This window comes from Nostoc sp., assembly GCF_036916655.1.
GTDB lineage: Bacteria > Cyanobacteriota > Cyanobacteriia > Cyanobacteriales > Nostocaceae > Nostoc.
Genome location: NZ_JBALFY010000076.1, coordinates 1 through 22,534, shown reverse-complemented (window position 1 = coordinate 22,534; position 22,534 = coordinate 1). Strand labels below are relative to the sequence as shown.

The window sequence follows — 22,534 nt, the reverse complement described above, 5'->3', positions numbered from 1 at the left end:
ATGAATAAGTACGAATACCAAATTGGTGGTAGTCTCAAAATTGACGCTCCTAGCTATGTAGAACGGCAGGCTGATATTGAACTTTATAATTATCTAATTAAAGGTGAATTTTGTTATGTATTTAGTTCCCGACAGATGGGAAAGTCTAGCTTGCGATTACAAATGAAACATCGATTAGAACAAGCAGGCTTCAGCTGTGCTTCTATCGACATGACTCGGATCGGCAATGGCAATATTACTCCTGCTCAGTGGTATAAAGGTATAGTAGTTGATTTATTAAGGAGCTTTAATCTATTTAACAAAGTTAATTTAAAAGCCTGGTGGTTAGAGCGAGAAGATTTACCTGTATCACAGCGATTGAGCCAATTTATTGAAGATATTTTATTAGTGCAAATCCAGACTGAAAAAATATTTATTTTTGTTGATGAAATTGATAGTATTTTAGGTTTGAATTTCCCTGTAGTCGATTTTTTTACCCTAATTCGCTCATGCTATAATCAACGAGCAGAAAATTCAGAATATAACCGCCTAACTTGGGCACTGTTTGGAGTGACAACACCTTCAGATTTGATTATCGATCAAAACTGTACCCCATTTAATATAGGTAAATCTATTGAACTACACGGTTTTAATTTATCAGAAATTCAGCCATTAGCAGCAGGTTTAGGTAGTAAAGTAGCTAATCCGATGGCAGTTCTCAAAGAAATTTTGTCTTGGACAAATGGTCAGCCATTTCTCACTCAAAAACTCTGTCAGATAGTGGTACAAGAAAGAACCTCTGGAAGTAAGGATATTCAGGATCAGAGAAGTCTGGAAGTTGACGATCGTTATAAATTAGATAACCATTTACCAATTATTAATCAACATCTTATCAATTTTTATTACCAATTTCCATTGTTAATTTTAGAAAAATTAGTGCAAACACATATTATAGAGAAATGGGAAGCAAAAGACGATCCAGAGCATTTAAAAACAATCCGCGATCGCTTGCTGAGAAATGAGCAACGTGCTGGAGGTTTGCTGGGATTGTACCAGCAAATCTTACAAGGTATTCAGATAGCTTGTGATGATGGAGAAGAGGAAATAGAACTGCTATTGTCGGGATTAGTAACCAAGCAGCAAGGGCAACTAAAAGTCAAAAACCGTATTTATGAAGAGGTTTTCAACCAAACTTGGGTAGAAAAACAATTAGCAAAATTACGACCATACTCCCAAACATTAAATGCTTGGGTAGCCTCAGAACATCTTGATAATTCGCGACTATTGCGCGGGAAAGCTTTACTTGAGGCTCTCGTTTGGTCACAAGGCAAAAGCTTGAGTGATTTGGATTATCAGTTTTTAGCAGCTAGTCAAGAATTTGATCGGCGACAAGTTGAGACTTGGCTAGAAGCAGAACGAGCTAAAGAAGTCAAAGCTAGACTAGTTCAAGAGCAAAAAGTAGCTAGATTTCAAAGATTATTTTTTCTAGGCGCGTTAAGTTGGGCATTGATAGTTGTTTTAGGATTGGGGATGGTGAATTTTGAGTATAAAAAGCATTGTCCAGCAATCTCAAACCCATTACTAAATCAACTGTGAAGGATGCATTTATGAATCAATTAAAAATTAAAAATTAAAAATTAAGGGCTAAACGCCCCGCTAACGGCTAATAAGTTGTTCCACATTTAAATTGATTGCATAAGCTGGGCGCTCATGTTGCCATTGGTGTCAACTTAACGCGAAACCGCTTGTCCGCCGGGAATTGAAATTCCCGTCTAATAGCTAAAGTCATCTGTTGATGACTAAATATCGCCAAAATTCTCTAGTCTACTTCAGTAGACTTAAGCCTATTAGCCCGAAAATTTATTTCGGGGCGGGCATGGAAGCCAACAGTTAAGCTATTTCGAGCTTAAGTTTACACTAATGGGCTCCGGCTAGAAACGAGGTTTTAAAGGAGTTTCAGCTTAAGTTGAAACCAATGCTCCCTATCTTCACCCTACTAAGAGTTGTTCGCGTAGCGTCTCGCAGAGAGGGTGGGGACTTTCGCGAAACGTTAAACAGTAGTTGGAGTCAGCTAAACTAAAGAGGAAATTGCCTAATAAGTTTTAATAATGTTGTTATGAGTACTGACTCACCTGTTAATTCTTCCGAAAAACCTGAATCCACATTCGGAAAGCGTTTGAGAAACTTCTTAATTGTAATGGTAGCGATCGCACTTAGCGTTTGCCTCGTCTTAGGATTGCGAACTGAAACAACCTCGGCAACTCTAGCCAAGTTAAGCGAGACTTCCACATCGTTGGAAGTAGCAATCAGTAACGGCAAACCATCTCTAGTAGAGTTTTATGCTGATTGGTGTACTGTCTGCCAGAAAATGGCACCAGATATCACTCAACTAGAAATAGAGTATGCTGACAAGATGAATTTTGTCATGCTGAATGTGGATAATACCAAGTGGCTGCCGGAAATGCTGAGATATCGGGTAGATGGGATTCCTCATTTTGTATTTTTGAGTCAGCAAGGAGAAACCATAGCCCAAGCCATCGGCGATCAACCCCGGACGATTATGGCTAGCAACTTAGAGGCTTTGGTTACTGGTTCGTCTCTCCCCTATGCTCAAGCTAGTGGCAAAGTTTCTAAATTTTCAGCCCCAGTAGCACCAACTGCTAGTCAAGATGATCCCCGCAGTCATGGCAGCCAGGTGGTAAATAAAAATGATTCTTGATACTCCCCAGCCCTTAAAACATTAGGGAAAGGAGGAGAATTATAGATTAATCGGGCGAACTTGTTATAACCTTTTCCTGTAATAATTTGATCTACTAGACTTGCAACATCTTTCATGGTGAATGCCTCCCTGGCGATCGCATTCTCAAACTTTCTAAACAAAACTAGTCTCTCGAACTACCTGATTTTGCTGGCGTTTCGCCTTCACCACCATCTTCACACCACCTGCTGGACTAAATAGCAAGCCTTTACGTACTGGCTGCACTGGTTTACTATCAGCCAGTTCCATCTCCCAGTGAGACAGCACTTTTGCCAACACCAGTTTCATCTCAAATAAGGCAAACGCCATTCCAATACAGCGACGGTTGCCGCCACCAAAGGGTAAATACTCATAGGGGGAAAATTGCCGTTCTAGAAAACGCTCTGGCTTAAATTGCTTCGACTGTGGATATAAATCTTCTCGATGATGGGTCAAATAAATAGAGGGATTGAGCAAAGTCCCAGGCTCAAAGTTGTATCCTCCAATTTGTAGCGGTGATTTGACCACTCGATTTAGTGCTGATACTGCTACTGGATAAAGACGTAGGGTTTCAGAACAGACAGCATTCAAATAAGGCAATCGGAAAATAGCGTTTGGATCTGGTTGTTCACCCAACTTATCTAGTTCTTGTAGCAGTTTTTCACGCACCTCTGGTACATGATGAATCCAGTACAGCGCCCATGATAAGGAAGTTGCAGTAGTTTCGTGACCCGCCACTAATAGAGTCATTAGCTCATCACGTAATTCCAAGTCTGTCATCGGCTCTCCCGCTTCATCACGAGCAGCCATCATCAAAGATAGAATATCAGTTCGAGATGGATCGGGTTGTGCTTTGCGTTCTTGAATCTGGGCGTAGATGAGTTGATCGATTTGCTGTCGTAAACGCAAGTATTTCCCCCAGGGACTCCACGCTCCTAAATCCCGTCGCATTGCTGGGAAAAGCAGCAGAACTGTTCTTAAAATACGGATTTTGGGATTCAGGATTGCAATCAGGAGTTCATTGAGTTTCTCATAACGTGGCCCATCTTCTAGACCAAATACAGCTTTCAAAATTACCTGGAAAGAGATTGCTTGCATTGATGACAGAACTGGAAAGTTTTCTCCAACCCGCCACTGATTAGTTACTTGCTCAGTGATGTCCCGGATTAATTCACCATAAGCTAGCATTCGTTCCCCATGTAAGGGTGGTGTCAATAGCTTTCGTTGTCGCTGATGAGGCTTTCCCTCCAGTGCCAGTAGTGATTGCCTTCCTAATAAAGGCGATATAATCCCTGCTGGCTCACCAGAGTCTAACTGTTTTGGATCTGTGGTAAAAATCTGTTGAATCGCTTGAGGATTGCTAATGAAAACTTGAGGAGCAGCATTTTGTCCTAGCTGAAGGGTGAAGATATCACCATAACGTTTAGCACAGTCTTCTATGTATTCTAATGGGTTTGTCAGCCATTGATATGTCTGTACCCAAGGGTGAGTTTGAGGGCCATTAGGCAGTTTAAGTGCAGACATTTTTATTAATCTCCCAATGATTAAAGCAAGATTGTTATCAGCCAGTTATTCATGCACCCCTAGCTTGATTAATCTTAGACCACAGATTGGGGAGATGAACTTACCAATTCTTGAATCTGCCTTGGGGTTAATTCTTGCACATTACGCAAAACTACTGCTGCTCCGGCTGCTATTAGTGTCTCACTGTATGCATCACCACGCGCTGCTGTTTCCTGGACATGGGGTGGTAAAACGCCTACACCAATCCAAGGGCGAGAAGAATCTAGACTCCGCGCTTTCTCGACGGTATACATATCTGCTACTGTATCTCCCACATACACGATCGCTAATTTTTCCTCAATTCCATTATCTAATTCACGAACTGTAGCGAAAAGTCCAGTGGGGTCAGGTTTACCCGGCGCATCTTCCATCGCAATCAACACCGGAGATGCCAAACCCAGGCGTTTTTCTAAGACATAGTTAGCGGAAGCACGAGTCGCACCGCTAAAAAATCCCCACGCAATCCCGGCTTGGGTAAGTTGTTCTAAATAGCTAGGTTGTAATAATAAAGGTTCATTACAGATATACCCAGTAAAATTATTTGGGTCTGTCCCACGGTAGCGGGATTGAAAAAAAGCAACGATCGCACTGTAATCTAGTTGCAGTTGTTCGCGGCTCTGTTGTTGAGTTTCAAAGTAACGATAAATTAATTCCTGCGATGCTTCCCAATCGTTATTCCACACGCCTTCAGACTTTAGTTGGTCAATATCTAGTGGGGTTGGCCGATAGGCTTGGGTGGTAAAATATTCTACGGTATCTGCGATCGCCCGGCGATAAGAACCGCTAACATCGCGCACAACGCCATCAATATCAAAAATAGCGATCGCTTTTACAGAAGTTGGTTGAGTCATGGGGTAGGAAGCAAAAGAGTTTTACATCATCATAATGCGCTCATGACTCAGGTAAAAAATCGGGGTCGAGGGTTTGCTCTGGCGTGAAGGGAGATTGTTCTGGGAAGATAGCGATCGCTAATCCAGTTTCAATTACAGCCAGTCGTCTAGCGGTTTGATAGCTTTCATCGAAAACCTGATCGAAGTGAGGCTTTAAACTAGGACTTTCCTTGAGCGCTTTTTGGACTCGTCTGCGGTGTTCCAAAATTGTGTACTGCCAACTTTTTGAGCGTCTTTCAGTTTGAATCTGGTATTTCAGCAGATGCATCAGCAAGACTTCCAGATTGCTCTCCAATGCCCGCTTTTCACTTCTGCCCATCGTTTCAATTTCTTCAATCAGATTGTCTAAGTCCAGTTGTGTGAAATTCTTTTGCTTGAGCAGTTCTGCCGTGGTTTGAATCCACAGGTAAAAATCTTGCTCATACAAATCTGAACCAGATGTTGTTTGAGATTGGGGCAGTTGGGCAGTCACGTCGCTTCGCTCCGAATTCAAAATTAAAAAGTGATTATGGCTCAGGTAAAAAATCGGGGTCGAGGGCTTGCTCTGGCGTGAAGGGAGATTGTTCGGGGAAGATAGCCGCACCCAATTCAGTTTCATCGGCAGCCAAGAGTCTAGCATCGTCATAACACAGCCCAAAAACCTCATCAAAATAGGGTTTAAGGCTAGGACTTTCTTCTAGAGCTTGTCTGATGCGTTTGCGATGCTCCCGAATTGTTGCTCGCCAACTACCAGAGCGCTTCTCGGCTTGATATTTATACTTCAATAGATGCATTAGCACCACTTCCAGATTGCTTCTGAGCGCTTTCTTTTCACTCCTGCCCATTGTTTCAATTTCATCAATCAAATTCTCTAAATCCAGTTCTGTGAGCCGACCTTGCTTGAGCAGTTCTGCGGTGGTTTGAATCCACAGGTAAAAGTCTTGCTCATACAAATCTGAACTAGATGTTGTTTGAGATTGGGGGAGTTGAGCAGTCATAAGCATCTCTTATAGTGCCGACTACACCTTATGCTAGCCCAATCCAATCACTGTTTGGTCATTTGATAGGGTATTGCGTTAAAATAAGCGATCGCTATCCTTGTTAAATAATGCCCGGAAATTCCCGGAGGTGTGATTGACCAAGTTTATTTTGAAAATTCTGTGGTTAGACGAGAACGTTGCTCTAGCAGTGGATCAAGTTGTAGGCAAAGGCACCAGTCCCTTGACTAAGTACTTTTTTTGGCCCAGAAATGATGCCTGGGAAGAGTTAAAGAAGGAATTAGAGTCCAAACATTGGATTACTGACCTGGATCGTGTTGAGTTGCTTAACAAAGCAACAGAAGTGATTAACTACTGGCAAGAGGAAGGCAGAAACCGTCCAATGGCAGAAGCTCAGTTGAAATTTCCTGAAGTTGCCTTTACAGGTAGCGCTTGATATTACAAAATTAGCTATTGTCCTGTTCTACAAGCTGCCACAGTTTGATAGTCTTGTCCCGGCTGCCACTTGCAATTAATTGTGTAACTTTGCTCACAGCAACAGCGGATACTGAGTCTACATGACCAGAGAGAGTAACAATCTCTTCTGCTGTGCTTACCCTCCAAAGTTTAACTGTTTTGTCGCAACTTGCACTTAGGAGTGTTTCGCCATCGGCAGTAAAAGCCACAGCCACCACAGACCAAGAATGGCCTACAAGTGTGCTAATTAGCTGACCCGTGTTTACCTCCCACAATTTAATCGTGTTATCATCACTACCCGTCGCCAAAATTTGACCATCTGGACTAAAAGCGACTGTCAAAACCGCCCATGCATGACCCGAAAGGGTGCTTAACAAGCTGCATGGGCGGTTTTCAACAGGTAAGGGGAAAGGGGAAATGTCCTCCGCCCCTTGCGGATAGTCCTTTAACTCAGCACTATTCATATCCCCCTGCCCCCTGCTCCCTGCTCCCCTGCCTCTTGTTGGTATCTGCCACAAGCGAATTGTTCTGTCATAACTAGCGCTAGCTAAAAGTTTTCCATCGGGACTAAATGCTACTGAATTTACCTGTAATTGGTGTCCAGTTATGGTGAAAATTTCTCTGCCAGTATTGACATCCCAGAGTTTGATTGTCTTATCCCCGCTACCGCTAGCAAGAATCTGCCCATCTGGACTGAAAGCAACTGATTTTACAGCGTGGGAGTGTCCCAATAAGGTGCAGATTTCTTTTAATGTTTCAACCTGCCACAATTTAATAGTTTTATCATCGCTAGCTGTTGCCAGAATTTGACCATTTGGACTGAAGGTAACTGATTTTACAGCTTGGGAATGTTCTGAGAAGCTAGCTAGGACTTTTTTGGTATTTAAATCCCACAATTTGACGATTTTATCATCACTACCACTGGCCAAAGTGTGACTGTCAGGACTGATGGCAAGAGTGTTCACACTACTCAATGTTCCAGAATGTCCAGTTAGGGTGTGTAAGCATTGCCAAGGAGAATTTGGGATTTTGAGATTTTGAATTTTACATTCCATACCCATTGCTTGCATAACTTCATTCGCTGATTGAAAGCGACGGTCAACAGCATTTTGCAGCAGCTTGTCGAGAATTTGCGCCAAGCGTAGACTCTTTAAGTCTTGTCGCCAGACATCCGTAACCTTAGTAGTAAGATATTGTTGCCAGACCCAGCAATCATTTGCAATATCAAATAAATCAAAGGGAGGAATTTGGGTCAGTAAGTAAATACAATTAATACCCAAGCTATATAAGTCACTCGCAAAAACCGCTTTTCCTCTTGTTTGTTCTGGCGCAGCGTATTCTGGACTGCCGATACTGGTTTCAGATGTTAGCCGATCAATTTCTGTGACGATTTTCGCAGTGCTAAAATCAACTATGACGAAATCCCCTTTCTTGGTAATTGGGGATCTACGGATGATATTTTGGGGTTTGATATCGCGGTGGATGATATGGCGATCGCTAATAAACTGCAAAACTGGCAACACATCTTCTAAAAGTTGCCAAATCTGAGTTTCATTAAAAGCACCTTCTTCCTCAACCACCTGAGCTAAATTAGTGCCTGCAATAAACTCCTGCACTAAATAAAAATGCCCATTCTGCTCAAAATAAGCCAACAAAGCGGGAATTTGCGGGTGCTTTCCTAATTCCTCCAGCTTTTGCGCCTTTTGCTGAAAATTTTTAAATGTTTCGGATTCCGGCGATGATTCTTGAACAACACAAGGAATTGGCGGAAACTGACCCTCATCGACAGCGAGGAAAGTTTTACAGAATCCCCCTTTACCAATCGGTTTGAGTAAACGATAACGTTCTTGTAAAAGCAAAATTTCCCTACCTACAAGGTGAGCAAAATGCCCTATTTTTTGTACTGACTTTTCACGGCATCTGGAAAACCTCTCTCCTAAAAGGATACTGTTGGTCAATTCATGGTGGGTTTGACCCCTCACCCCTAAAACATTGGTTTGGCGTTGCTTTTCCGCCCTGAAATAAATTTCGGGCTAATAGCTCAAGTCCGTTGAAACGGACTCAAGAGTAATGAGGAATGATGGGTTAGACCCCCTATTAATTCGCCAACAGTATCCTAAAAGGAGAGAGACTTTGAATTTTCCGCCTTCCCGCGACGAGTTGGGGGTTAGGGGGTTAGGTTTTTGGTGGACTTTTCCACATAACGTGAAAAGTCAGGTTTTTTGTAAGGGCACAACAATGTTATGCCCCTAACTCATGTTCCTGATGTTACTTATCTTCGGGAAAATTCACAACTATAGGTGGATAACCGTTTTCTGGGGTTGCTTGTGCTTTAGTAACTACTGGTTGCGGATGCAAAGGTGTTGGTGTCAATTCACCTTTACCAGTTTGATTCCATAAAATCATGGATAGTAGCCCATCCACTAAGCCGTTATTGCTGCCGTTACTGCCAACCAAGATATCTGGAATCAAACGGACATTGCGATCGCCGATAATCTGCATTAGTTGCATTGCTGTATAACCTTGTGGCCCCAGAGCTTCCACACCAGCGCGGTAGGTTTCAGCCTTGGCGTTACCTGTAGCTCGGATACCTTCAGCCTCAGCAATTGCCCGAAGTTTTGTACCTTCAGCTTCACCGTTCGCCTGCTTAATTTGGGCTTGGGCTTTCAAGTCAGCAATATGCACACTTTGCTCCGATTTCACCATTTCTTGCTGAATATTAGCCAGCGCTGTTTCCCGAACAAGCTGCTGCCGTTGGGTTTGCGCCATCTGCTGGACTTCATAAGTCTTGCGTTCTTCTTCGGCAATTTTTCGGTCTGTTTGTGTCTGCATTAACGACGCTGGTGGCTGAATATCACCAATCAGGGTGTCGATTGCTTGTACGTCATAAGCCCGTAATGCTGTTTTAATATACTCAGCAGCCTCAGATTGTCGCTCACTCCGAGCAGTCAGAAAGTCTAGTACAGTATAGTCTTGGGCTGAGTTGCGGAAATAATTCCCGATAGTTGGTTCTAATACATGGTCTACCAGATTTTGCATTGCCCCAACGCGAGAAATTACCTTTGGCGCATCTAAAGCACCCACATGGATAATTTGCGCTACTTCCAAATCAAAGGCAAAACCATCACGCGATCGCACTGTTAAAGAGGCCAGTTTAGCATCATAACTATGGCGTTCAGTCCGACCTGACCAGTTTAAGACGATGTTGGTCGTTGGCACGAGTTCAATCTTCATAATCCGGGAATTAATCGGGTGTTTACCAGGATATAGCGGTTCGACCCACACACCTTTATGTCCCTGATTGACTAAGTTACCGTGGGTGAAAGCTGCACCGCTAACATCTTGATGAGCCTTACCCACGAAAGAAATCACCACACCCACATACCCAATGGGAATTTCTGTCATCGGTACTTGCTCAACTTGGACAAACCAAGGGTTCAAGTTCCAAGAACCAGAAAGCAAAGTCTGTTCTTGTAAACCTCTCCGTCCACCGCCATTAATAAATTTCTGACCATTTTGGAAGTTGTTGTGTTCTTCAATGATGGGGCCTGCGAGTTCACCTGCGGAAATTGGTACGCCATCTAAAGTAGTAACGATGCCAACTTTGTCAGATGCCAGACTGTACACCCGTAACTGTTCTGGAGTCATGCCATGAGCGCTGGCATTTGATGCCATGATGACTTTAAACAAGGCGGTGTTAATCCGGTACGTACCAGCCGTAAGAAAACCCATTTGCCGCCCTTTTTCCCCGCCTTGGGTGAGGAATTTTCGAGCATCTTGGAAGTTGTCACAACCCACAATCTTACCCAAAATCCGCTCTGGTGGGTTGGATGCTCCATCTGCTGCCACAATCAAAGCGATTTCCCCTTGGGGAACGACAATTACCGATTCTTTCTTTACAGAATATTGCCAAGGCCAATAGCCCCAATGCCAACCAGGGGCTAAAGTATCTGCCTGCAAGCCAGCTTCGCCGTTAAGGGCAATCAAGCTGTCGGCAGGTAGCCCACGCCCGGAAAGGGTGAATTTCCTCACCACAATGCCGACTTCACGTTCGCCAATTACCACCAGTCCGCCAAAGAACAGGGGGACGAATATGACTAAACCGCCGATAAGTACGATGGGAACCAGTACAACAGGATCGATTCCAGCAGCTTGATATTGAATCCTGCTAGTTTGTAATTGGGCAATATTAGGTTTAGTCTGATTTAGCTGGACTGATGCTGAAGTAATTTCTTGTGCAGTAGTTATTTTGACAGAAGTAGCATTGGCAGAATGAATACTACCAGAGAGCGCTAAAGTTGCTACGACCGATGCTGCAAAACGAGCTACCTTATTTTGTTTACGAGTACTAAGCAAAGATGAAAGGCTTTTCATAATTTGTGCCCAAAAGGGCAACTAATTAGTTAATTTAACACTCCACCAAAGCTTGGCTCAATTTCTTAAACTTGGCGTAATTTTTTTTAAAATTAATAAATGAGGAGTCAGAATTCAGAATTCAGAATTCAGAATACTCTATCCGTAGAGGAATGGAGTTTTAGCATCCGTACAGAATTCATACTGAATTCTGACTCCTGACTCCTGAGTTCTTCTTAATAAATATTTTATTTTGTAGGTTGGACATTGCCCAACCTACAAATTTGAAATAGAAATTGAATTTAGACCGAACCGCCAGCAGCTTGAAACCGAGCGCGGGCGCGTTTGAAGGCTTGGTTCGCTTGAATTTGGGCTTGGCGATCGTCCGCAGAAACTTGAGTCAGCCGCGCTTCTGCTTGGTTGTAAGCAGTACGGGCTTCATCAAGGTTAATTTTGTCGCCACGTTCCGCACCGTTAACCAGAATTGTCACTTCATTTTCTTCGACTTCGGCAAAGCCACCCAAAAGAGCGATCGCTTCCCAATTCTGATTTTTAGCGCCACGAACTCGCATGACACCAGTATCTAGAGCGGTCAAAAGTGGTGCGTGTCCAGTTAAGATACCTAGTTGACCAGTCGTGCTAGGCAAAACCACTTCTTCAGCTGGCGCATCCCAGACTGTTTTATCTGGGGAAATTACACGAACGGTTAATGTCATTTGTCCTTTGTCCTTTGTCTTTTGTCTTTTACCACTTGTCTTTTGGCATTAGCCATTAGCCATTGAACTAATGACTAATGACCAATGACCAATGACTAATGACTAATGACTAACCTTTGATTTTTTCAGCTTTGGCGATCGCTTCGTTAATATCGCCAACCAAGTAGAAAGCCTGTTCTGGCAAAGCATCCAATTCACCAGACAGAATCTTTTGGAATCCTTTGATGGTGTCTTCCAACTTCACGTACTTACCAGGAGAACCGGTGAATACTTCTGCCACAAAGAACGGCTGAGACAAGAAACGCTCAACTTTCCGGGCCCGCGCGACGATGAGACGGTCTTCTTCAGACAATTCATCTAGACCGAGAATCGCGATAATGTCTTGGAGTTCTTTATAACGTTGCAGAGTTGATTGCACCGCCCGCGCAGTATTGTAGTGTTCGTCACCGACAATATTGGGCTGGAGCATGGTGGAAGTGGAACCCAGGGGGTCAACTGCGGGATAAATTCCCTTAGCTGCCAAACCACGAGATAGCACTGTTGTACCATCCAAGTGGGCGAAGGTGGTTGCAGGTGCGGGGTCGGTGAGGTCATCCGCTGGTACGTACACTGCTTGAATGGAGGTAATCGAACCCTCGGTAGTCGAGGTAATCCGCTCTTGCAGTTCACCTACGTCGGTTCCCAATGTGGGCTGATATCCTACCGCAGAGGGCATCCGACCTAGTAGCGCCGATACTTCTGAACCTGCTTGGACAAACCGGAAGATGTTGTCAATAAACAACAGCACATCTTGCTTGTTCACATCGCGGAAGTATTCTGCTACTGTCAATCCCGAAAGACCAACCCGCATTCTGGCTCCGGGTGGCTCGTTCATTTGACCGTAAACTAGAGCAATTTTTGATTCGTTGAGGTTCTCGTTGTTGATCACCCCAGATTCAATCATTTCGTTGTAGAGGTCATTACCTTCACGGGTGCGTTCACCCACGCCAGCAAAAACGGATACTCCACCGTGCTGAGTAGCGATGTTGTTGATCAACTCCATCATGATCACGGTTTTACCAACACCAGCACCGCCGAATAGACCAATCTTACCGCCGCGTCGATAGGGAGTCAGAAGGTCAACAACTTTAATCCCAGTCTCAAACACCGAAGGTTTGGTTTCCAGGTCGGTGAATTTGGGAGCAGAGCGGTGGATGGGTAGAGTTGCCTCAGCATTTACTGGGCCTCTGTTGTCCACAGGTTCGCCAAGGACGTTGAAAATCCGGCCCAAAGTGGCTTTCCCAACTGGTACGCTGATGGGAGCGCCTGTATCGGTGACTTCAAAACCGCGGACTAAGCCTTCGGTAGAACTCATCGCCACAGTCCGCACCTGGTTGTCGCCCAGAAGTTGCTGTACTTCAATGGTGATGTTGATTTCCTGTCCAGCTTCGTTGGTGCCTTTGATTTTCAAGGCGTTGTAGATTTGTGGCAATTTCCCGCCGGGAAATTTAACGTCTACAACTGGGCCAATGATTTGGGTAATGTAACCAATGTTTGTTTTTTCTGCGGTTGTTACCATGCTGCGCCTAATGAGTGAAGCTAGATTTCAGATAAGGTCGTAGAAGACATAAAATTAAACAATGTCACCTTTCAGATTAGCACTGAACGCCCCTACTCTACGCCATAAATTGATCCTTAAGACTAGGGTTTGGGGATCGATATCAGGCTAACCTAAAATCAGTAGTTAGAGTATTTTTTTATTTGGAAGTCCCTTAGCTGAGGATTGCTGTTGTTATTTGCTCTCTGACAACGCTTTTCAAGTAATTTAACTACACTACTTCCCACCCTAGTACAAGAAGGCAAAAGTAAAAAGGCAAAAGTAAAAAGAAAGAATGCTTATTTCGTAGGCTTTCTGCCTATTTTAAATGAGTGGTTTATTTCCGCCGTGTTGTACTAGTCTGAGTTGTAATTTAAATACCTGAGAATTGCTGTATAAACTTAGATACGAAAAAGCGCTTTTAGCCCAGCCGTGATGCCTGCGGTTTTTGCTAGTCTAAGCTTCACCCTCACACTTTCACCGAACAACAGCTTATGTATTTCTCGTCAGCACGACAATATTTTTACCAGGAGATTCAGCAGTCTGACGAGCGTATTGACTTAGCCAAGGCAGCTTTGTATATTGCACAAGAAGAATATCCCAATCTAGACCCAGAAGAATACCTCAACGCCCTTGAGACAATGGCGTGGGAGCTTCAAGAACGCCTGCCTGATTCACGATATCCTTTACGGATAGTTCAAAGTATTAATCAGTATCTCTACGAAGATTTAAAATTTTCTGGTAATAAAACTGACTATTACGACCCGCGCAACAGCTTTTTTAATGATGTAATCGATCGCCGATTGGGTATTCCCATTACCTTAGCGCTGGTTTACCTGGAGGTTGCGCGAAGAATTGATTTTCCGATGGTGGGTGTGGGGATGCCAGGACATTTCTTGATTCGCCCAGATATTCCCGATATAGAAATTTTTGTGGATGCTTTCAATGGGGGTGAAATAATATTTGCCCAAGATTGCGAAGAACGCCTATCTCAACTTTATCAGCAACCTGTAACGCTACAACCAGAATTTTTAGCCGTAGTTAGTAATCGGCAATTTTTGGCACGGATGCTGACAAATTTAAAATTTATTTACCTTAAACAGCAAGAATTAGAAAAAACGCTGGCAGCGGTTGAACGAATTTTGTTGCTATTTCCTGGTTTAACTTTAGAATTGCGCGATCGCGGTTTGATTTACTATCAACTCGGTTACTACCCCCAAGCCGTAGAAGACTTGCAAAATTATTTAACAAAAATTCCCGATGCCGAAGATGCCTCTGTGATTCGGCGGCTACTTACCGAATTGGGTAAAGGTGGGTAGGGGAAGAGGCAGGGGAGCAGGGGAGCAGGGGAGCAGAGGAGAAGTTGCAGTAAATTCTTCCCCTCTGCTCCTCTGCCCCTCTGCTCCTCTGCCCCTCTGCCCCTCTGCCCCTCTGCCCTTCTGCTCCTCTGCCCCTCTGCTCCTCTGCCTCTTGTGCCCAATTACGAATTACGAATTACGAATTTTCTGCAACTCGTTTGAGGCGGCGCAGCTGGGCTTGCATATCTTGTTTCGTCCACGATGCAGCAAAGGTGTTGAAGCCCCAACTGACTAAGGGGTTGGGGATATCGTACTCAAAGCGGTTGAGTAGAAGCGTTCCCTTTTCTGTGGGTTGACATTCCCAGCGATCGCGCCCTTGAAAAAATCCCTGAAATTCCCAAACTACCAAACCCGGTTGTCGTTCTACAACTACGCTATTCAATGTAGGTTTTATTAGAGGAATTTGAATAATAAAACGACTTTTACTGCCGACATCAGTACTCCAAGCTTCGCCCACAGGTTCGCAACGGAGAACGGGGTTAAGCCAACGGTGCATGAGAGCTAAATCGCTAATACAGCGCTCCACCACCGTAGCTGTAGCATTAATTTGAATCGATTGTTCCAAAACTTGGGACATTCCACATCTTTGGTGCTGTTGCTGCAATTAGAGTAACGCAAAATTTTGGGGAATGGAGCAGAGGGAGCAGGGGGCATTGGTTTCAACTTAACGTGAAACCGCTCGTCCGCCGGGAATTGAAATTCCCGTCTCATAGTTAAAGTCATCTGAAGATGACTAAATATTGCCACAAATCTCCAGCCTACTTCAGTAGACTTAACCTAAAAGCCAAAAAAATTTATTTTTGAAGTAATAAGTAATAAGTAATGGGTATCACTTATTACTTATTACTCATTACTCATTACTCATTTATTTATTTCCGGGCGGGCATGGAAGCCAACAGATAAGCTATTTCCAGCTTAAGTTGACATCTATGGGCAGGGGGGAACCAATACCCAATGCCCAATGCCTAATGAATTGATATATATGTATGTGTTTACTGGTAAATTGATAGACAAAACACTGACTCAGTGTTTGCGGCGAATACTTAAGCATAATTCCCGAAAACCATGAACACAACTTGGCAAGAAATAACCCAGGTGATAGGAGTTGGGTTGTCTATGAGGGTGGAGCAATTTTTGGCACAATCGCCCAGTTTGCAACCGATACAACCAGCAGTGAATCAAGGAATCGCTAATGTCCAAGGTATTGTTCAACAGTTGATTCTGTTTACGCCTCGTCTACTAGGGGCGGTGGCAATTTTGTTTGTAGGTTTGCTAATTGCCTTCGGCGTAGCGGCACTGACACAAGGAATTCTCAAGCGCACAAACATAGATAATCGCATTGCCTCTGGCGTAACGGGTCGTCAAGATGTTCCCCAAGTGGAGAAATTAATCTCCGGTTTAGTCTTTTGGAGCATTATCTTGTTGACGGCGGTAGCTGTTTTACAGGCATTAGATTTAGAGGTAGCCTCTCGACCCCTGAATAGTTTTCTCGATCAACTTATTGGCTTTTTGCCAAAGTTGGTTGGTGCAGGAATCCTTTTGACAACTGCCTGGTTTTTAGCGACCATTGTGAAGATTATCACTGTGCGCTCATTACAGGCATTTAATCTGGATGAGCGTTTGAATCCAGAACCAGAAGACAGCGCACCCACCCTCAATCAGCTATCTCTGAGTGAGACGATTGGCAATGCTTTGTATTGGTTTATATTTTTACTGTTTCTCGCCCCAGTTTTAGATACTCTCGGACTGAGGGAGGCTTTACAGCCAGTACAAGCTCTAATTACACAAGTTCTGCTAATTCTGCCGAACATTTTAGCGGCGATCTTAATTGCTGTAATTGGCTGGTTCATCGCTAATGTAGTACGGCGAATTGTGACGAACTTGCTGGCGACAACTGGTATTGACCATTTAGGTAGTCGGTTGGGATTATCTGCAAGTGCGGGGGTGCAACCTCTATCGAATATTATCGGTACAATTGTCTATGTTTTGATTTTGATTCCGGTGGCGATCGCAGCGCTTAATGCTTTGCGAATTGATGCGATATCTGTCCCGGCGATCGCTATGCTGCAACAGGTTCTCAATGCCCTTCCAGCCATCTTTACAGCCATAGCAATTTTGATTGTTGCCTATTTCGTCGGGCGGTTTGTCGCAGATTTGGTTACAAGTATCCTCACCAATTTAGGGTTTAATAACATTTTCACTATTTTGGGTCTGACTGCACCCAGCAGACGAATCGTCGTTTCCACAGAATCAACAACCCCGCCGATTCCAACCCGTACTCCATCGGAAATTGTCGGCATTGTTGCCTTAGTGGGTATCATCCTATTTGCCACGGTGGCGGCGGTGAATATCTTGAATATTCCAGCCCTGACAGCATTAGTGTCTGGTATTGTGATTATATTCGGGCGAATTTTGGCAGGATTGGTGATTTTTGCCGTTGGCTTATTCTTGGCAAATCTGGCTTTTAACATCATTACCAGTTCCGGCGAACGCCAAGCCCAGATTTTGGGACAAGTGGCGCGGATTGCAATCATTGCCTTAGTCTCGGCAATGGCACTGCAACAGATTGGAGTTGCCAGTGATATTGTAAATTTAGCCTTTGGACTTTTACTAGGTGCGATCGCTGTTGCTATTGCCTTAGCTTTTGGCCTTGGGGGGCGCGATATTGCACGAGAGCAAGTTCAAGAATGGCTAAACTCTTTCAAAGGTAGAAACTAAAAGTTGATGAAGGCGCAATTTCATCAGACTTAGCGCTGAGTACTGAGTGCTGAGTAAGAAGGAGAGTACTCGGTAAGAGCAAGGTCTCTTGTGGGTGGTCTTTCAACTCACCATTGGCTCAACCTTAGCTATCCGCTAACAGCACTCGGAACTCAGTTTTATGCATCACTTTTTGAGTTTTACTTTGTGGAGTAATTCATCTTTAATCCGGTTGAGAATTGAAGTCTCATCCAGGTTTGCCAAAATCCGATTAATCACTGCTTTCGGCCCATCAGGGCCCCAAGTCGCACCATTGGCTAAATAAACTTTGGTAACTTGTCCAATACCATAAGAAGAAACACCAGCTACTCCCCCTTGGGTAAGTGCCACTGATATATAAGGGCCTAAGGCAATGCCACCTGTAGCTGTTGCAGAGATCCCAAGTAAAGTTTTTAATCCACTTAAGCCCAAATTTGCTAACAATTCACTAGCACCGATGCCGCCCATACTCAGGGCGATTTTTTGTAGCAATTGTACAGCGCCGGCTTCGGTCATGGAGAAGCCATAGAGTTTAGATAAACCCAAAATCAGAGCAATATCAATTACCACACTACTCAAAATATCTACCACAGTTACGGGATTGAGTGCGATCGCTAATGCCTTAGTCATCACAGCTTTCCAAATCAACTGATTGGCATTCTGTTCCCGAATCATCAGTTTTCGTTCTATCAACTGCTCATTTACGATATCGGCATAAAGCATGGTATTAAGAGCAACCAAAGCTTTGCCCTCACGATGCAGAATCTCCAAAATTTTCAGCTTCAGTTCCTCAACTTGGGCATTTCCTGTACGTAACTGTATACCCCTAGTGCCATCAGGACGACGAATCGCCGTCTTCACCAATGGCGATGCCGCAGCCATGACAATTTCTAAAGGTGTAAGTAATTCCCGCACCCTTTCATCCCGGATTTTGTGATAAATTGCCATCCGATCTGCTTCGGGATACTGGTCTACTTTGTTAAACACCAGAATGATTGGTTTACCTGCTTCCCGCAACTGAGAAAGGGCCATGTATTCTAGCTTTGTCATGTCGCCAGATATTACAAACAGAATTAAATCCGCTTGTTTGGCAATCTGTTCAGCTAAGGCGGCGCGGGTTGCACCATCTACTTCGTCTAACCCAGGAGTATCAATTAATTCCACCTGCGATTGACCTACACCAGGGAGAGTAACTCGCAAAGCCCGTTCAGTTTCCCCAATTGCTTCCTCGCTAATACTCCAATTAACTCTTTGTGCAGCACGGGTGACACCATGCAGCGGCCCAGTTTCAAATACTGTTTGTCCAACTAAAGCATTGAGTAGTGAAGACTTACCACGTCCCACCATGCCAAAAGCCGCAATCTGTACCACCATGCGGTCTAACTTCCCTAGCATGGTTTCCAACTCAGCAATTTCCGTCTCTAACCCGGTTTTTTCTTGGGGGGTGAGGTCGAGATTGGCTACCAAATTTCGTAGCGCCGTTTGTGCTTGTTTATAGTTAAGTTCTGTTTGAATATCTTCAAAACTGAAAATAGCACTATCGAGTTCTTCCTCCCAACTGAGAGAATTTAGATCGGTGTTAGCAGAATCGCTTTGATCGGGTTCAGGCATAGGCAAGGTCGGAGTCATATTAATTTTAGATTTTAGATTTTAGATTTTAGATTTTAGATACACCCCCTCTACATCCTAGTTATTTTTAGCAAGGGTTTGGTGAGATGAGACAGAGGCCGCAGAGAGAACAGTGAAAGAATAATTTTTACCCAATGCCCAATGACTAATGACCAATGACTAATGACCAATGACTAACAAAAAGTCATAAACTGAAAAATGCATCTAATATAACGCGTTAGAATCTTGACTAAATTACCTGTGCGGAAAATCGTTATTGCCGGCAACTGGAAAATGTACAAAACTCAGGCAGAGACCCAGGAGTTTTTACAAGGATTTCTGCCCCACTTAGAGGAAACCCCCCAAGGGCGGGAAGTGATATTGTGCCCTCCGTTCACTGATTTAAGCGTTTTGTCCAAGACTTTACACGGTAGCCTCATCCAATTGGGGGCACAAAACATCCATTGGGAAGAATTTGGAGCCTATACAGGTGAGATTTCTGGCCCAATGCTGACAGAAAGTGGTGTGCGCTTTGTAATTGTCGGTCATAGCGAACGACGGCAATACTTTGGTGAAACGGACGCCACTGTTAATCTGCGCCTCCGAACTGCTCAAAGGTTTGGTTTGACTCCAATTCTCTGTGTTGGCGAAACTAAACAACAACGAGATGCAGGAGAAACTGAATCACTGATTGCTCTCCAACTCGACAAAGGTTTGGTAGATATAGATCAGAATAATTTGGTGATTGCCTACGAGCCAATTTGGGCGATTGGTACTGGTGATACTTGTGAAGTAACGGAGGCAAATCGGATAATTGGCTTAATTCGTAGCCAGTTGAGTAATCCGAATGTATCAATTCAATATGGCGGTTCAGTTAAACCGAATAATATTGATGAGATTATGGCTCAACCAGAAATTGATGGTGTCCTTGTGGGTGGAGCAAGTCTAGAACCTGAGAGTTTCGCTCGGATTGTGAATTTTAAGTCACTGTGATGTGCTTTTTTCTCGTTCCCATGCAGAGCATGGGAATGCCTAATAAGAAGAATTCAGAACTCAGTAGTCAGAATTCAGAATTGAATTTTATACGACTGGGTAATGAATATTGCTTGAAAACATTACTCTTTGTGGGTGAAATAAAATTTAAATGTTTTTCAAGAGTTGATACTCCACCTATGAAGGGATGGAGTATTCTGAATCATTAATTTTGAATTTTGAATACTTCGACAAGCTCAGTACAAGTTTTGAATTTTGAATTTGGAGCGTTCGCCCTTGGCGTCTCGTAGAGAAGCAACATGACTCCTGTTTTATGGCAAGAAACTTGATAATTCGAGGACGCTGTTTCGAGTGGGGACAGCGGACTTATTTGATGGGTATTTTGAATGTAACGCCTGATAGCTTTAGTGATGGGGGTGAGTTTAACACTACCTCTGCCGCTTTATTGCAGGCGCAAGCACTGGTAGCTGCTGGTGCTGACATAATTGATGTGGGCGGTCAATCAACTCGACCGGGGGCAAAACAAATAACTCTGGCGGAGGAACTTGAGCGAGTACTATCGGTGTTAGAGGTGCTAAGACCAGAAATTTCAATCCCGATTTCTGTAGATACAACTCGTGCTGCTGTAGCTAGGGCATCTGTAGAAGCTGGAGCGGATATTATTAATGATATTTCTGGCGGCACGTTTGACTCAGAAATGTTGCCAACAGTTGCAGAGTTAAATGTGCCGATGATTTTAATGCACATCCGAGGAACACCACAGACAATGCAACAACAGACTGATTATCAAGATTTGCTTGGTGAGATTTATAGTTTTTTGGCTCGGCAAATTAAGGCAGCAACTACTGTGGGCATTGACCTGGATAAAATTATTATTGATCCTGGTATTGGTTTTGCTAAGAACTATGAGCAAAATTTAGAAATTTTTCGGGGCTTGCGATCGCTGGCAGTACTCAACTGTCCTATCTTAGTAGGAGCATCTCGTAAAAGTTTCATTGGTCGCATTTTAAATCAACCAGACCCCAAAGCACGAGTTTGGGGAACGGCAGCAGCTTGTTCTGCTGCTATTTTTAATGGCGCTGATATCCTCCGAGTTCACGATGTTCAAGAAATGCGCGATGTTTCATTAGTAGCCGATGCAATATTCCGACAAGCTGCACAGCCTTGACCAATAATTCTTTGATGTTACAGAGTAAGCAAATTCTAGATTTATTTATGGGGTTAATCCCAAATCTAAAATCTAAAATCCAAAATTGTTTGACTCTTAAGTATTACCGTTTTCGGATTTTTTGCCGTGACCTTCTGTAACTATCGACTCAGCAATCAACTCCTGAAACATTTCGGTCGAGTTGGCTGGGTCTACAAAGACAATTTTGGCATTATTACTCTCACCAAGTTTTTGGCTGGCATCTACGTAATCTTGAGCGACAAGATACCGTAGAATGTCTCTACTGTCAGGATTGGAACGTAGAGCTTGAGAAATGATTTGCACTGAAGCCATAGTTCCTTCAGCTTTCTTAATGGCAGCTTCCTTTTCCCCTTCGGCTTCGGTAATCAGCGCCCGTTTTTTGATAACAGCGGCTTGTTCCTCTTCTCTAGACTTGCGTACACTCTCAGGTAGTGTGATTCTCTGAATATCTAACCGGAGAATCTCAACTCCCCAATCTGTCGTTATATGATTCAACTGGTCTAAGATAGCTGAGTCCATCTCCGCTCTGGAAACATTGGTCTGCTCTAAGGTATTCTGAGCAATGATTTCGCGGAGCGTGGTTGTGGTTATCTGTGTCAATGCTCCTTGGAGATCCTCAATCGCGTAAAAGCTTTTTTCAATATCTCTAATACGCCAGTATACGATGGCGTCCACTTCTACGTAGATATTATCTTGGGTGATCACATTTTGAGGTTTGATGTCTAAAAACTGCTCTCGTGTAGTATCTTCCATCACAATTTGATCCACCAAGGGAACGATAAAGTTCAGCCCTGGCTTAAGTTTCCGATGATACCGCCCCAAGCGTTCGACTAGGGCTTCATTTCCTTGATTAATCAGTTTTGCAGAACCTAATGCATAACCTATAAGGGCTAAAACTATAGCAATAATTGGCTCCATGTATACTCCTATTCAGCTTTGGGGAGAATTTAATATCAAGGATATGGTACTAGCTTGTCATATCTTTGAGTTTAATGTTTTGAATCTTTGATACTCCCGACGCCTAGAAAGCGAGGGATTCTTGGTTAAACTGTTTTGCGGAGTGCGATCGCTATTAAAGCACCTTGATAAAACACTGGCAAGGACTACTTGATGTAATCAACATTACTTGTACTGACATCTTCAGACAGCCTGAACTTACATACAGTATATTCACTTAGGTTAAATAAAATTTACGTAAAATTTCGTAGGATTTTCAAAATTCCACTACAATAAGGTTAAAATTGGTTTCAGCCATTAAAAATGTAAAAATATTATGGGCAGACTGTTAATCAGACTTATAGGTTTAATCCAAAAGTGTTGAATGTTAAGAAAAATCCGATAAAAACAGCCCAAAATATGTTAAATTTTGGGCGGAAGATTAAAGTATATCTATTTGATAGTGA

18 protein-coding genes are annotated in these 22,534 nt (G+C 43.4%); 7 read left to right on the top strand and 11 right to left on the bottom strand.

The genetic code is table 11. The annotated features are described in order from the left end of the window. Together V7L31_RS21465 and V7L31_RS21460 are read left to right on the top strand one after the other, a co-directional pair. Positions 1–1,575: an AAA-like domain-containing protein gene (locus tag V7L31_RS21465; RefSeq protein ID WP_334698130.1), complete on the top strand. Its 1,575-nt coding sequence runs from the start codon at positions 1–3 to the stop codon at positions 1,573–1,575. Between the two features lie 520 nt (positions 1,576–2,095). Continuing rightward, positions 2,096–2,698, top strand: a complete 603-nt coding sequence (locus tag V7L31_RS21460) for a thioredoxin family protein (protein ID WP_334698129.1) — start codon at positions 2,096–2,098, stop codon at positions 2,696–2,698. A gap of 153 nt (positions 2,699–2,851) precedes the next feature. On the opposite strand, the gene V7L31_RS21455 is transcribed toward V7L31_RS21460, so the two are convergent. From V7L31_RS21455 to V7L31_RS21440, 4 genes are all read right to left on the bottom strand, one after another. Further along, entirely contained in the window at positions 2,852–4,240 is a 1,389-nt protein-coding gene (locus V7L31_RS21455) for a cytochrome P450 (protein WP_334698128.1), read from the bottom strand. A 74-nt stretch (positions 4,241–4,314) separates the two neighbouring features. Continuing rightward, the gene (locus tag V7L31_RS21450; protein WP_334698127.1) at positions 4,315–5,130 is read right to left on the bottom strand and encodes a TIGR01548 family HAD-type hydrolase; all 816 of its coding nucleotides are present in this window, start codon (positions 5,128–5,130) and stop codon (positions 4,315–4,317) included. Between the two features lie 40 nt (positions 5,131–5,170). Continuing rightward, positions 5,171–5,641 (bottom strand): DUF29 domain-containing protein, encoded by a 471-nt coding sequence (locus V7L31_RS21445; protein ID WP_334698126.1) that lies wholly within the window; start codon positions 5,639–5,641, stop codon positions 5,171–5,173. 34 nt (positions 5,642–5,675) lie between these two features. Continuing rightward, positions 5,676–6,146 (bottom strand): DUF29 domain-containing protein, encoded by a 471-nt coding sequence (locus V7L31_RS21440; RefSeq protein ID WP_334698125.1) that lies wholly within the window; start codon positions 6,144–6,146, stop codon positions 5,676–5,678. Between the two features lie 136 nt (positions 6,147–6,282). On the opposite strand from V7L31_RS21440, the gene V7L31_RS21435 reads away from it, so the two are divergent. Further along, complete coding sequence (locus V7L31_RS21435) at positions 6,283–6,582, top strand: 30S ribosomal protein PSRP-3 (protein ID WP_094333099.1); 300 nt, start codon at positions 6,283–6,285, stop codon at positions 6,580–6,582. Between the two features lie 10 nt (positions 6,583–6,592). On the opposite strand, the gene V7L31_RS21430 is transcribed toward V7L31_RS21435, so the two are convergent. From V7L31_RS21430 to atpD, 4 genes are all read right to left on the bottom strand, one after another. Then, entirely contained in the window at positions 6,593–8,461 is a 1,869-nt protein-coding gene (locus tag V7L31_RS21430; protein ID WP_334698124.1) for a serine/threonine-protein kinase, read from the bottom strand. Positions 8,462–8,870: 409 nt separating this feature from the next. Then, positions 8,871–10,976: an SPFH domain-containing protein gene (locus tag V7L31_RS21425; RefSeq protein WP_334698123.1), complete on the bottom strand. Its 2,106-nt coding sequence runs from the start codon at positions 10,974–10,976 to the stop codon at positions 8,871–8,873. A 281-nt stretch (positions 10,977–11,257) separates the two neighbouring features. Next, on the bottom strand, positions 11,258–11,671 hold the full coding sequence (gene atpC / locus V7L31_RS21420; protein WP_179068253.1) for an ATP synthase F1 subunit epsilon: 414 nt from the start codon (positions 11,669–11,671) through the stop codon (positions 11,258–11,260). 109 nt (positions 11,672–11,780) lie between these two features. Then, on the bottom strand, positions 11,781–13,229 hold the full coding sequence (gene atpD, locus V7L31_RS21415; protein ID WP_334698122.1) for a F0F1 ATP synthase subunit beta: 1,449 nt from the start codon (positions 13,227–13,229) through the stop codon (positions 11,781–11,783). A gap of 512 nt (positions 13,230–13,741) precedes the next feature. Between atpD and V7L31_RS21410 the strand changes: the two genes are divergently transcribed. Beyond that, a complete protein-coding gene (locus V7L31_RS21410; RefSeq protein ID WP_334698121.1) occupies positions 13,742–14,566 on the top strand; it encodes a SirB1 family protein in 825 nt (274 codons plus the stop codon). A gap of 175 nt (positions 14,567–14,741) precedes the next feature. Here V7L31_RS21410 and V7L31_RS21405 read toward each other — a convergent pair whose 3' ends face one another. Next, complete coding sequence (locus V7L31_RS21405) at positions 14,742–15,182, bottom strand: SRPBCC family protein (protein WP_094348860.1); 441 nt, start codon at positions 15,180–15,182, stop codon at positions 14,742–14,744. Positions 15,183–15,670: 488 nt separating this feature from the next. Here V7L31_RS21405 and V7L31_RS21400 point away from each other — a divergent pair, with 488 nt between their 5' ends. Next, positions 15,671–17,323, top strand: a complete 1,653-nt coding sequence (locus tag V7L31_RS21400) for a mechanosensitive ion channel (protein WP_334698120.1) — start codon at positions 15,671–15,673, stop codon at positions 17,321–17,323. A gap of 165 nt (positions 17,324–17,488) precedes the next feature. Here the strand turns inward: V7L31_RS21400 and V7L31_RS21395 are convergent, their stop codons facing one another. Next, a complete protein-coding gene (locus V7L31_RS21395; protein ID WP_334698119.1) occupies positions 17,489–18,970 on the bottom strand; it encodes a GTP-binding protein in 1,482 nt (493 codons plus the stop codon). Between the two features lie 240 nt (positions 18,971–19,210). On the opposite strand from V7L31_RS21395, the gene tpiA reads away from it, so the two are divergent. Both tpiA and folP read left to right on the top strand, forming a co-directional pair. After that, positions 19,211–19,942 (top strand): triose-phosphate isomerase, encoded by a 732-nt coding sequence (gene tpiA / locus V7L31_RS21390; RefSeq protein ID WP_334698151.1) that lies wholly within the window; start codon positions 19,211–19,213, stop codon positions 19,940–19,942. Between the two features lie 313 nt (positions 19,943–20,255). Continuing rightward, positions 20,256–21,110: a dihydropteroate synthase gene (gene folP / locus V7L31_RS21385; protein WP_334698118.1), complete on the top strand. Its 855-nt coding sequence runs from the start codon at positions 20,256–20,258 to the stop codon at positions 21,108–21,110. Positions 21,111–21,206: 96 nt separating this feature from the next. Here the strand turns inward: folP and V7L31_RS21380 are convergent, their stop codons facing one another. Then, positions 21,207–22,049 (bottom strand): SPFH domain-containing protein, encoded by an 843-nt coding sequence (locus V7L31_RS21380; RefSeq protein WP_334698117.1) that lies wholly within the window; start codon positions 22,047–22,049, stop codon positions 21,207–21,209. Between the last annotated feature and the right edge of the window lie 485 nt (positions 22,050–22,534).